A 12,202-nucleotide genomic window follows, 5' to 3' on the forward strand; every position below is an offset into this window, starting at 1 on the left:
ACACACACTCACCCAAAGGCGACGGCCGGCTTGGCGGGGCCGTGGGGTGAGTGTGTGTCCCCCAAGTCGTCCTCAGTGCCCCTCGTGCCCGGCATGCGCCTCGGCCATGCCGCCCTGGCCGTCGGGGATGCCGATCTTGACGTTGGCCATCATGCCCTGGTCCTCGTGGTCGAGGATGTGGCAGTGCAGGACGTACTCGCCGATGTAGCGCTCGTAGCGGGTGCGCACGGCGATCTTGTAGCCCCGCTTGACGAACAGGGTGTCCTTCCACTGGTCCAGCACGCCGGCGTAGTCGGGGTCGTAGGCCTTCGTGCCCGGATCGGTGACCGGCTGGCCCGCCGGGTTCAGCACGCTTATCACCTGGAACGGATTGACGTGGATGTGGAACGGGTGGGACCCGGCGTCCGAGGTCAGCCGCCACTCCTGGACGTCGCCGATCTTGGCCGTGCGGTCGATCCGCGACGGGACATAGGCTCCGCTCTCGTCCGGCGGCAGTTTGGGATTGTTGACCTGGAACAGTGATTTCCCCGGCCGCTTCGGGTCGGCGACGATGGCGAAATGCAGGTCCTGCGGCGGCGCGTTCAGCTCCGCCTCGGCGATCGGCTTGTGCCAGACGAACCTCGACAGCTTCAGATCAGCGTCGATGTCGCCGACCACCTCGGCCTTGATCTTGCCGTCGGTGATGTTGCGATCGGCGGCGGCCTTCATCAGGTCGCGCAGCGCCTTGTCGGGATCGGCGGGCGCCTTGCCCGCGCCCACCACCGCCACGCCCAGCAGCTTGATCGGCTCGGCCGCCTGGCTGGGGCTGCCCAGGGCGTCGCTGGCCCCGTCGATGATGCAGTAGTTCCCGGCGGTCGGGAAATAGACCACCAGGTCGGCGCGGTAGCCGGGCTGCAGGCGCGCCTCGCTGGTGCGGAACGCCTGGGACCGGGTCAGGCCATCGACCGCCACCTCCCACATCGGCAAGGCGTTTCCGCCGCAGTACTTGCGCATGAACTCGTCCTGCTTGTCGGCGGACACGGTGTTCCAGTCGGGAGCCCCGGCCTTCATCGGGAACAGCCGGAAGTTCACCGCCTCGCGCACCCCGCCGTGGATCAGCCGCCAGCGCTCGAACCGGCCGGCCTGGAGCCCCGTGACGCCGGGCTGGACCTTCCCGTTGATCGAGGTGAAGCGACCGGAATACTGCCAGCTGGTGCTGAAGCTCAGCTGCTGCTCGTAGTCGCGGATCTCGCCGACCTGGCCGGCGTTGCAGAGCCACGGTTGGCCCGTGGGCGTCTTCGACTGCTGGATCTTGCCGTCCTTGTCGAAGCACGCGTACTGCACCTGCTGGAACATCAGCACCTTGTCGGGGAAGGCCTGGCCCTTCTCGTCCTGCAGCAGGATGTCGATGTCGCCCGGCGTGGTGGCCGTCGGCACGCGGTCGTCCTTGATGATCAGCGCCCCGGTCATGCCGCTGGACACCTGCAGGGCGGTCGAGCCGTGCTTGTGCGGGTGGTACCAGAAGGTGCCGGCCGCGTGGTCGGACGGGACGTTGTACTCGTAGTCGAACGTCACGCCCGGATTGATCGAGATCAGCACGTTGTCGCTGTTGCCCGACGGTGAGACCCACAGGCCGTGGGCGTGCAGGTTGGTCTCGTTGAAGCAGTGGGGCACGTTCACGCCGCCGTCCGGCATCTTGCACTTCTCGACCGGCAGTCGCTTGCCGTCCTTGGTCTCGAACAGGTCGTTGGCCAGGCTGATCCGCACGGTCTGACCGGGGCGCATGGTGATGGTCGGGGCCAGGAAGGGCGTGTTCGGGTCGACCGCCGAGCTGTGGTACGAGCGCAGCAGCACCTTGTCGTCGCTGAGCGTCCAGGGATTGCGGACCGTGCCCTCGGTGAACTCGATCGAGAACTTGTAGAGGATGTTCTTGCGCGGATCGACGTAGCTGTCGGCGCCGGGGACGGGCTCCGGCGGCTTGATCACGCCCAGGGGCGCGGTCAGCCGGGGCGGCGCGGGCTCTTCCTCCGGAATGGCGGCGGGCGGGTTGGCGAAGACGTTCGGCAGAGCCTCTTTCACCGCCTGGGCGGCCGGCTTGGCGGCCTTGGGCTGCGCCAGGCCCGACGACGGCGCGGCCGCCAGGACCAGGGCGACGGCCGATGCGCCGGCCAGGGCGACGCACCGCGTGCGAGCGTGAGATTCCATGACTGCCCCTCCCAACGGCGCCCGCCTCGGCCACGAGGATTGACCAGGGATTGCGTAGCGCCAAATGACTACCCAAGGGCGAACTATCGCGCATGGATCGCCGATTGGAAAGGTGCAGCTTTAAGTTGGTTCAGGCCGTCTGGACGCCGCAGTACCGCTCGAGGAAGGCCTGGTGCCCCGGCAGCCCGCCGACGGCGCGGGCGATGTTGGCGCTGAGGCCCGACAGCGCCCCGCGAAGCTCCTCGGGCGGCATCAGCCGGCCCATCTGGTGATAGCCGGTCGGCTCCAGCCGCTGGCCCAGCATCACCTGCAGCCACGAGTCGACCTGGAACAGCTCGCCCGGCGCCTGGAAGGCCTGGGCGCTTTCGCGGAAGAGCTCGATGCGGTGGGCCAGGCTGTCGGGCACGTCCATGGTCCGGCAGCGGTCCCAGAACGGGCTGTCGGTCCGCTCGGTCAGCTTGTAGTGCAGGATGATGAAGTCGCGGATCTTCTCCAGCTCGTCGACGGCCTGCTGGTTGTAGCGGGCGATCACCGCCTCGCTGAAGCCGGTGAACGGGAACAGCTGCATCAGCCGCGTCACCCCGATCATGATCAGGTGGATCGAGGTCGATTCCAGCGGCTCGACGAAGCCGCTGGCAAGGCCCAGGGCGACGCAGTTCTTGGACCAGGTCTTCAGCCGCCGGCCGGTGCGGTAGCGGATGACGCGCGGCTCGATCAGCCGCTCGCCGTCCAGCGCCTCGAGCAGGGTGGCGCGCGCCTCGTCGTCCGACATGTATTCGTTGCAGTAGACAAGGCCGTTGCCCACCCGGTGCTGCAGCGGGATCTTCCAGCGCCAGCCGGCCGTGTGGGCGATGGCGCGGGTGTAGGGCACGGCCGAGCCCGTCGACTTGGTCTGGACCGCCAGGGCGCTGTTGGTCGGCAGCCAGTGGCCCCAGTCCTCGTAGCCGGCCTTCAGGGTCTGTTCGATCAGCAGGCCCCGGAAGCCCGTGCAGTCGATGAACAGGTCGCCCTCGACGCGGTCGCCGTTCTCCATCACCAGGGCTTCGATGAAGCCGGTCCCGGCGTCCTGCTGGACACTGGCGATCTTGCCCTCGACCCGCTTGACGCCCAGGGCCTGGCTCATCTTGCGCAGGAAGCCGCCGTACAGCGTGGCGTCCAGGTGGTAGGCGTAGTTCAGCTCGGGCCCCTCGCCCACCGAGAACTTCTCGGCCTCGGCGGCCTTCAACTCGAAGCAGTAGTCGCCCAGCTCGCCGCCGAAGCCGGCCGCCTTCGCCTGCAGCCAGAAGTGATGGAAGCTGCCCATCCAGTTCGACTTCCCCACCTGGCCGAACGAGTGGATGTAGCGGTCGCCGATCTGGCCCCAGTTCTCGAACGAKATGCCCAGCTTGAACGTGGCCTGGGTGGCGCGCATGAACGCCGGCTCGTCGATGCCCAGCAGGGCGTTGAAGGTGCGGGCGGTGGGGATCGTGGACTCGCCGACCCCGACCGTGCCGATCTCGTCGGACTCGACCAGGGTGATGTCCAGCAGCGGGCCCAGCTGCTTGGCCAGCGCCGCCGCCGCCATCCAGCCGGCCGTGCCGCCGCCGGCGACCACGACCTTCTTCACGACCTGTTCCTGCATGGGGTTCTCCTGGTCGTCAGCGATTGAGGCGGTTGAGCAGATAGGCCCGCAGCCGGCGGGCCTTGCGGTCGTCCATCGGCGCGAGGTCGCCGCGCGCGCCCTCGGGCAGGTGCGCGCCCGCCCGGTCGGCGGGGCCGAAGACGTAGTAGTCGAACAGTTTCTTCCAGGCCTGCTTCTCGAAGTCGGGCCGGTCGCGCAGGCTGAGCAGGCCGTGCAGCAGGGTGTTCATGGGGGCGTCCATGAAACCCGGCGCGGCGTTCCACCAGTAGTTCACCAGCACGTTGAACGGCTCCAGCGCCTCGACCTGGTGCCACCACAGGGCCGGATAGACCAGCACGTCGCCGGGCTCCAGCTCGGCCACCTGGGCGGCGGCCAGGGCGTCGCGGAAACGCGGGAAGCGCCCGAAGTCGGGGGCGGCGAAGTCGACCATGCTGACCGCCTGGCCGCCCGGCGTCATGTCCAGCGGACCGGGATAGAGGTTCTCGACCTGCTCGGGCGGGAACAGGGTGAAGCGCCGGCGTCCCACGGCGCAGACGGCGATGTTGTTGGACATGTCGTAGTGGGCGGCGGCGACCGTGCGGTTGCCGATCCAGATGCTGGCCAGGGGCGTGGCGTCGCCCAGGGCGGTCAGGTCCAGGCCCAGGTCGTTCTGGGACCGCAGGCCCGGCAGATAGGCGTCGATGTCGCTGGAGCCGATGTAGAGCGACGGCGCGCCGGGCTCGTCCAGGGTCTGCTCGATCCGCTCCAGGAAGGCCGGCAGCGGCGTGCGCTCGGCCTGGAAGTTCAGGCGGGTGACCGCCTCGTCATAGCCGAACCGCCCCTTGATCTCGGGCGCGCCGGTATAGCCGATGAAGCGCTCGCCGCGGTCGTGCGCCAGCAGCTCGTCCATCGCCGCGCGGGGCGAGACCAGGCCCGCCCGCACCAGCGGCCAGTCGCGGGCCATGCCGCGGAAGATCGTCGGCCGCTGAAGGGTCAGGATCTCGTCGAACGGGATCTGGTCGGGCGTCAGCCCCTCCACCACCGGCGTCTTGCGAGCGATGTCGGTCATCGGATCCCCCCGCTCAGGCCTGGGCCCGCTTGCGGTTCTTCAGTTCGACCAGGAATCCCACATTGCCCAGGGACGACAAGACCCACTGGGCGGCGGCCAGGAATCCCGACCGGTGCAGCGCCTCCAGCCCGGCGGCGTCCAGGGCGGCGAACCGATCCTGGGAGATCGTGTAGAGGTCGGGCAGGTCGTACTGGGTGTAGTCGTCCAGCTTGATCTCGACATCGACCGGCTCGACCAGGCCATGGGCCTCGAAGGCGGCGAACATGGCCTTGCTGAACTCCAGGCCGTCATAGATCACGCCTAGCAGGCGCGCGACATGCTGCAGATAGGGCGAATTGCCCCCAGCCGGCAGGAACACCCGCTCGCCGCCCTCGGCCTCGGCCGCGAGCACGCGGGGATCGTCGAGATCGACATGGATCATCGGCTCGCCGTCGCCGCGCAGGGCGATCGAGAACGGCCCGCGTTGCTGGATGGCCGGCACGTAGCGGGCGTTCCAGCCACGCTCCTCGAGGAACAGGTTCTCGTCGCGGTCCAGGCCCAGCAGGGCCACGGACTGGAAGGCGCCCTCGGCGTCCTTGCGGAAGAAGATCGGATATTCGCGCTGCACCGCCTCGAACTCGGTCGGGAAGATCAGCACCTGGTTGATGTCGTCGCCGAACGCGGCGTCGCCCCTGGTGACGACGTGCAGATCGCCGTGGTCGACGTTGTTGAGCAGCACTCTGTTGGTCATGTCCGCCTTCCGGCCCAAGCGTCGCGGGTGCGATGTCGGGCCACTGTAGAGAAGAAAGGGCCGCTGCGAACAGCGGCCCTTCCCCCCGACCTAGGCCGGGCCCCCAAGACAAGAGCCCCGGGACCCGACCATGGCTACGTTCCTTAGAACTTGTAGCGCGCTCCGAGCAGGAAGCGGCGGTCCAGTTCTTGCGCGTACCACAGCTCGTGTTCGTCGCGAGCGTAGGTGCGCAGGCTCTCGTTCGTCAGGTTGATGCCTTCCAGCGAGATCGCCAGCTTGGACGTCACGTCGTAGCTGATGTTGAAGTCCAGCTCGCCGAACGGCGCGACGAACACCGGGTTGCGCGAGCCGCCGCGGTTGGTGGCCTGCAGGAACTTGTCGCGCCAGTTGTAGGCCAGTCGCGCCGAGATCCCGTTCTTTTCGTAGATCAGGGTGGCGTTGGCCGTGTCGCTCAGACCCAGCAGGGCGAACTGGTCCTGGCCCGGGTCGGAACCGATGTCGAAGCCGACGTCGCCGCGCACCAGGGTGTAGGCGCCGGAGACGCCGAAGCCGGTGTCGCCGAAAAAGTGCTGGGCGGCGATTTCGAAGCCGTGGATCTTGCCCGTCTTGTTGTTGATCGGCTGCGCGACCTGGAAGTTGAGCAGCGGATCGGACGCGTTGGGCGAGACGTCGGTGGCCGCGAGGATCGCGTCGACGAAGGCCTGGTTCAGGTCGCCGGACGGACCGCGGTTGGCCTGGTACTGGGCCGTGGCGGCCGCCACCGAACCGGTCGTGTTGATCAGCGAGGTCATCGTGAACAGGTTGACGTCGGTCTGGTCGGCGCCGATCGCGGCCAGGGACGCCTTGGCGTCGCCCGAACGGGTTCCGGCGGCGCCCGAGCTGGCGTCACGCAGACCGAACAGGCTCTGGTTGAACGTGCCCGTACCCACGAAGTTGTTCACGCGCTTCTCGAAGAAGCCCGCCGAGATGTAGCTGTCGGGCTTGTAGTACCACTCGACCGAGACGTCGAAGTTGTCCGAGATCAGCGGCTGCAGTTCCGGGTTGCCGCGGGTGGCCAGCGGGATGGCGCCGTTGGCGATCGGACGGTTCGGCGCCTGGGGGGCGACCGAAGCGAACAGGTTGCCGTAGTCCGGCCGCGCGATCGTGCGGCTGAACGAGAAGCGACCGATCAGGTCCTTCCTCAGCTCCATCTGGAAGTCCAGGGCGGGCAGCAGGTTGCTGTACTTGTTGCTGCCCGAGATCGGCGAGTAGGTCGAGGCGGTGTCGATGCGGAAGTCGTTGTCGGCGGTCCAGACGACGGCTTGCGGCGTGCGGATCAGCGACACGGACTCCGACTTGGTCTCCTCGTAGCGGGCGCCGGCGACCATGCTGGCCTCGTGGCCGGCCAGTTCACCCTTCCAGGTCAGTTGGCCGTAGACGGCCCAGATCTTCTCGTCGACGCGGTTGTCGTCCTGGCTGGTGACGCCGATGGCGTTGCCGACCGAGACGTAGTGCGGCGACAGGGCGTTGTAGAGGGCGATCGCGTCGGCGCGGAAGGCGACCAGGCCCGTGCCGCTCTGATGCGCGTCGAAGGTGTCGAAGCGGCAGGCCAGGCAGAATTGCTTCACCAGGCTGCCGGCGTACTGCGACACGTCGCGCGGGTTGGAGATGCCCCAGCTGCCCAGGTCCTGCTGGGTGTTGATGCTGGCCTGCTTCATCTTCGAATTGCGGTAGTCGAAGCCGAAGTCGAAGCGGCTGCCGCTGTCGTCGAACTCGTAGCCGCCGTCGGCGCGGAATTCCTTGATCTCCTGGTCCTGGCTCTGGGCCGAGGTGCGGGCCACCTGGCTGCCCAGGTCGCCGACGTCCAGCACGCCGTTGCCGTTGCCGCGCGGCAGGGCGTCGTTGATGATCACGGACTGGACCGGGATCTTGCCGTTGTAGTCGACCGAGTGCGTCGAGATGATCGGCGCGCCGATGCTGACGGAGGTCGAGCTGGTGCCGTTGGGGGCGTCCGGGTCGCTGGACGCCTTCGAGATGTGGCCGTCGACCGTGATCTTGAAGCGGTCGGTGACGTCCCAGGCGCCGTTCAGGCCGAACGACTTCAGCTTGTCCTCGTTGGCGCGGTACTGCTGCTCGAAGCCGGTGTCCTTGGTGCCGCTGAGGGTTTCCTGCAGGAACACGGCGGTAGCCACCGTCGGGTTCTTGTCGAAGGTCACCTTGTCGAACGGGCGGTTGAACCAGTTGGTCTGGTCGTTGCGGCGTTCGAACGACTTGTTGTCGGCGTACAGACCGTCGGCCGTGATCAGGATGTTMTCGGTCGGGCGCCATTGCACCGACGCCTGGGCGTTGATGCGTTCGCGGCTGCCTTGCGAGAAGTGGTAGCGGCTGTCGTTCGGGATCGCCACCAGGGTGTCGCCGCTGGCCGGCGCGTTGGTGATCTGGGTCGCGCCGCCGTTACGGACGAAGCCGTTGGCCGGATTGATGAAGTCGGAATACTTGCGGATGTTCCAGTCGTTCGACGTGGCGCTGGTGCTGGTGAAGTTGCGCTTCTGGTAGCTGCCGAACAGGGTGACGCCGAACTTTTCGTCCGCGTCGGTCCAGTTCAGCAGGCCCGAGACTTCCGGCGTCACCTTGGCCGCGTCCTCGAGCTTGTTGTCCATGCTCGTGTCGTAGACGGCCTTCACGCCGACGCTGCCCGACAGGCCGCTTTCGCGCGCGTCGAACGGACGGCGGGTCTTGACGTTGATCGTCGCGCCGATGCCGCCCGACGGGATGCCCGCGCGGCCGGTCTTGTAGACTTCCAGGGTCGAGACGCCTTCCGACGCCAGGTTCGAGAAGTCGAACGAGCGGCTGGTGCCGGTCTGGAAGTCGGCCGACTGGTCGCCGCCGACGGTCGAGACGTTGGCCGAGGGCATGGTCCGGCCGTTCAGGGTCACCAGGTTGAAGCCGCCGCCGAAGCCGCGGACCGTGACCTGCGAGCCTTCGCCGTTGGTGCGGTCGATCGACACGCCGGTGATCCGCTGCAGCGATTCAGCCAGGTTGGTGTCGGGGAACTTGCCCATGTCTTCGGCCGAGATGGCGTCGACCACACCGCTGTTGCTGCGCTTGATCTCGATCGAGCGCTCCAGAGAGGCCCGGATGCCGGTGACGACGATCTCGTCGACCGTGCTGCTGTCGTTGTTGCTCTGGGCCTGGGCCTGACCGCCGGCGAAGATCGCCATGGACAGAGCCAGCAAGGACGCAGAGGTGTTCAGGCGACGGTGTCGCTTCATAGCCGTTTCCCCGCACAAGTGGCCCCCGAAGGGGCTTGGTTCTTTTTGTTTCGGCGCCGATACGTTGGGCCCGCCAGTTTTTGCGATTTTCGTCAAAAACAGCGGAATAGCGGCGACTGAGTTAGCGGTAACATCAGTACGCGAAATCGGTCAAGCGATCGAAAAGCGATTTTGACAGCGCTGTATCGGCTCATTTCTCATACAAATGAGCAGAAACCCTGACAAATAAGCGGGTTGCCGCTTTTTTGACGAAAAAGCCTTTTTCGCAAGGCGTATCGGTTGTTGCAGTCTCGACACAGACCACGGCGGGCGATCCCCGGGTCAACCTGTGATCGATCGCGGCGCCTGACGTAGCGGCGCCCAGCGGTTCGCCCGGCGATCCGCCCTCTGACGGCCCTGGCGGAGAAATCCCGTTGACGGGACCGTGAACGATGTTACCGCTATCTTGGGCTTTCAGGCTGGCGGTCATTCGCTTGCCCATCCGCCCGTGGATTACCTTCAAGGGGCCGGCGTCTCCGCGACGGCGGCCCCCTTCTTTTCCGCCGGGCCTAGACCGCCGGATCCAGCTTCGCCCACAGCGCCCGCTCCGCCCCGAACCGATCGGGAACGACCTTGCACGCCACGTCCAGCACCATGGTCTGGCGGGTCTTCAGGTCGTAGGCGGGCCAGGCCGGCTGGCCGGGCGCCGAGGGACGCCCCGACCGCGCGAAACTGGCCCACATGGCGCTGATGTTCCTGGCCGCCTCGAAGCGATCGGCGCGGTCGCCGGCCAGGGTCTTGGGCGAGGCCACGGTGTTGAACACCAGGGGGATGTCGCTGGCGTGCATGGCCCCCAGCTCGATGTCGGTCCCCTCCATCTTGCGGTTGGAGCGGTAGGCGATGTTGTAGACATAGACCGGCGCCTTGCCCTGCGCCGCCTTGCGCTCTGCGGTGACCACGGACCCCGCGCCCATGGCGTAGAAGCTGAGCGCCGTCAGATAGAGGTCGCTGGGGGTCGCGTCCGGATGCGCCGCCCGCAGGGCGTCGATCGTCATCTGGGCCTTGTCGCCGAGCTTGGGCGTCAGGCGCGCCTTCAGCCCCGCCTCGTCCAGCCGGAAGGCCTCGACGTCCTTGTTCTGCCAGGAGAAGAAGGCCGCCTCGCGGTCCAGCCAGCCGATCATCAGCGGCTTGCCGGCGGCGCTGGCCGGGGCGGTCGGATCGAACGGGTGATGGGGCAGCAGGCCGCCGTCGACGATGGGCCCGTAGCTGCCCGGATTGAGCGACTGGATGCCCTTCCAGCCGCCGCTGTCGCCCGGATACTTGGCCTGCAGGGCCTTCTGGGCGGCCAGGATCTGCGGCGCGGGAACGTCCAGCACCTTGCGCCAGTCGGCCGGGGCGACGCCCAGCAGGTCCAGATAGAACCGCGTCGTCTGGGCGGCGACGTCGGGCGTGGAGATCCGCACCACCGGGCCGCTCTGGATGATGGCCTTGGAGAACAGCGGCGCGGTCGACGGCATGGCGTACAGGCACGAGGTCTTGGCCCCGCCGCCGCTCTCGCCGAAGATCGTGACGTTGCCGGGATCGCCGCCGAACGCGGCGATGTTCCGCTGGACCCACTTCAGGGCCAGCACGATGTCGGACAGGCCCTGGTTGCCGGACCCGGCGTATTCGGCCCCGCCCAGCTCGCCCAGATACAGATAGCCCAGCACGCCCAGGCGATGGTTGTGGGCCACCACCACCACGTCGTGCTCGCGGGCCAGGGTCGAGCCGTCCTGGGCCGTGCTGCCGCCTGAGCCGGTCGTGTAGCCGCCGCCGTGGCTGTAGAACATCACGGGCTTGCCCTTGCCCCCGCTGGCCGGGGTCCAGACGTTCAGCACCAGGCAGTCCTCGCCCGGCGCCGGCTCGTTCAGGCCGTAGACGGTGGTCGGGTCCTGCAGGGTGGGCGTGCCCAGCCGCGTGGCGTCCCGCACCCCGGTCCACGGCGCGACCGGCCGGGCCGGCTTGAAGCGGTTGGGTCCCGAGACGCTGTCGCCATAGGGCACGCCCTTGTAGGCGTCGACGCCGCCCGTCCGCGCGCCCCGCAGGCGGCCCTCGGCGACCTCGGTCTCGACGGTCTCGGACGGCTCGTCGGCGCGCGCCGCCCAAGGCAGGACCAGGCCGCCGGCGACGGCCGCGCCGCCCGCCAGCAGGCGACGGCGATCGACGCCGCTCTCGAAGGACTTCATGGACGCCTCCCCATTCTCATGCGGCCTCCGGCGGACGCCGAAGCCCGGTTCATCCTGCGCGAGTCCGAGGTCCTGCTGGACCCCGACCTTCGTCGAAACGTCCTAGCGGCACATCTTGTCGAGTTCGGCCCCGCCCCAAGCCGGCGCCGGCGACGGCGGCAGGAGGGCCTTGGCCTTGGCGGCCTCTTCCAGGGTCGTGGGCGCGGCGGTCGCCTCGGTCTTGAAGTCGGCGGCGTAGAACCTGTCGCGCTCGGCCTCCTGCAGGCTGACGAAGGTCACGCCGTTGTCCTGGTACAGCTTCAGCAGCCTGGGCATCATCCGCGCGTCGAAGGCCCCGGCGTGCATCAGCAGCACATAGGGGATGTCGCGGCCGTAGAGCTTGGCCGACAGGGCGCGCTCGAAGTCCAGGGCGTCCTTGGCGGCCTTCAGGTAGCTGGCCTCCAGCACCGCCACGGCCGCCGTGTCGCCCTTGGCCATGCAGCGAGCGTAGGGCTCGTTCCAGGCGTAGTCGCCGAAGCTCATGGTCACGCTGGCGATGCGGTAGCCGTCGGCTTTGAGCACCTTGCGGGCCGCCGCGTGCTTCTCCGGCGTCTCGCCCTCGCTGAGGAAGGGATAGCGCACCCAGCGCCAGTCCTGACCGGCCATGTGCCGCTCCAGCAGCGGCTCGTTGCGGACCAGGTCGGCCTCCCAGTCGGCCAGGCTGTTGGTGTTGAGGTTCATGTGCGACCAGGTGTGGTTGGCCAGCGGGTGGCCCGCCGCGCGCCACAGCGACAGCACGCCGACCGAGTCGGGCTCGCGCTCTTCCTGAACGCCGTTGACGAAGCCGTAGACCGGACCCGTCCCCGCGTCGTGGAAGGCGGCCAGCAGCCGACCCGCCACGTCCATGCGGCTGACGCCGGGCGGCAGGGCGCTGTGGGCCGGCAGGTCGTCGAAGGTCAGGGCCATCTTCACCGGCTCGGCGGCCTGGGCCGCGCCCGCCGTCATCGCCGATACGGCCAGCGGCGCGATCCACCGCGCCCAAAGCCCAGCCCGCGCGCGCCGCGCTCCACCTTCGATCGCCATGCGTCCTCCCGTTTCATCCTTCGTGGATGATAACGGTAACAGTTATGCCGTCCGCAGGCTTCGCCGCAAGGCCGTTCACGCCGGTCTAGCGCCGCCCGATCG

At 68.0% G+C, this 12,202-nt stretch carries 8 protein-coding genes; all 8 read right to left on the reverse strand.

Annotated elements, in window-relative coordinates; all coding sequences use genetic code 11:
* Positions 1–72: 72 nt before the first annotated feature.
* Positions 73–2,184: a multicopper oxidase family protein gene (locus tag AC1U89_RS08535; protein ID WP_479899289.1), complete on the reverse strand. Its 2,112-nt coding sequence runs from the start codon at positions 2,182–2,184 to the stop codon at positions 73–75.
* 130 nt (positions 2,185–2,314) lie between these two features.
* A complete protein-coding gene (locus AC1U89_RS08540; RefSeq protein ID WP_479899290.1) occupies positions 2,315–3,805 on the reverse strand; it encodes a tryptophan halogenase family protein in 1,491 nt (496 codons plus the stop codon).
* Between the two features lie 16 nt (positions 3,806–3,821).
* A complete protein-coding gene (locus tag AC1U89_RS08545) occupies positions 3,822–4,853 on the reverse strand; it encodes a cupin-like domain-containing protein (protein WP_479899291.1) in 1,032 nt (343 codons plus the stop codon).
* Positions 4,854–4,866: 13 nt separating this feature from the next.
* Positions 4,867–5,583: a SapC family protein gene (locus AC1U89_RS08550; RefSeq protein ID WP_479899292.1), complete on the reverse strand. Its 717-nt coding sequence runs from the start codon at positions 5,581–5,583 to the stop codon at positions 4,867–4,869.
* A 143-nt stretch (positions 5,584–5,726) separates the two neighbouring features.
* Positions 5,727–8,834: a TonB-dependent receptor gene (locus AC1U89_RS08555; RefSeq protein WP_479899293.1), complete on the reverse strand. Its 3,108-nt coding sequence runs from the start codon at positions 8,832–8,834 to the stop codon at positions 5,727–5,729.
* A 190-nt stretch (positions 8,835–9,024) separates the two neighbouring features.
* Complete coding sequence (locus tag AC1U89_RS08560) at positions 9,025–9,303, reverse strand: hypothetical protein (protein ID WP_479899294.1); 279 nt, start codon at positions 9,301–9,303, stop codon at positions 9,025–9,027.
* 79 nt (positions 9,304–9,382) lie between these two features.
* The gene (locus AC1U89_RS08565; protein ID WP_479899295.1) at positions 9,383–11,038 is read right to left on the reverse strand and encodes a carboxylesterase/lipase family protein; all 1,656 of its coding nucleotides are present in this window, start codon (positions 11,036–11,038) and stop codon (positions 9,383–9,385) included.
* Between the two features lie 102 nt (positions 11,039–11,140).
* Positions 11,141–12,100: a polysaccharide deacetylase family protein gene (locus AC1U89_RS08570; RefSeq protein ID WP_479899296.1), complete on the reverse strand. Its 960-nt coding sequence runs from the start codon at positions 12,098–12,100 to the stop codon at positions 11,141–11,143.
* Between the last annotated feature and the right edge of the window lie 102 nt (positions 12,101–12,202).

Source organism: Caulobacter sp. 05T431 (assembly GCF_056665975.1).

Coding starts and splice junctions, on each gene's coding strand:
- AC1U89_RS08535 (WP_479899289.1), bottom strand. CDS start 2,184: ATGGAATCTCACGCTCGCACGCGGTGCGTCGCCCTGGCCGGCGCATCG.
- AC1U89_RS08545 (WP_479899291.1), bottom strand. CDS start 4,853: ATGACCGACATCGCTCGCAAGACGCCGGTGGTGGAGGGGCTGACGCCC.
- AC1U89_RS08550 (WP_479899292.1), bottom strand. CDS start 5,583: ATGACCAACAGAGTGCTGCTCAACAACGTCGACCACGGCGATCTGCAC.
- AC1U89_RS08560 (WP_479899294.1), bottom strand. CDS start 9,303: ATGACCGCCAGCCTGAAAGCCCAAGATAGCGGTAACATCGTTCACGGT.
- AC1U89_RS08565 (WP_479899295.1), bottom strand. CDS start 11,038: ATGAAGTCCTTCGAGAGCGGCGTCGATCGCCGTCGCCTGCTGGCGGGC.
- AC1U89_RS08570 (WP_479899296.1), bottom strand. CDS start 12,100: ATGGCGATCGAAGGTGGAGCGCGGCGCGCGCGGGCTGGGCTTTGGGCG.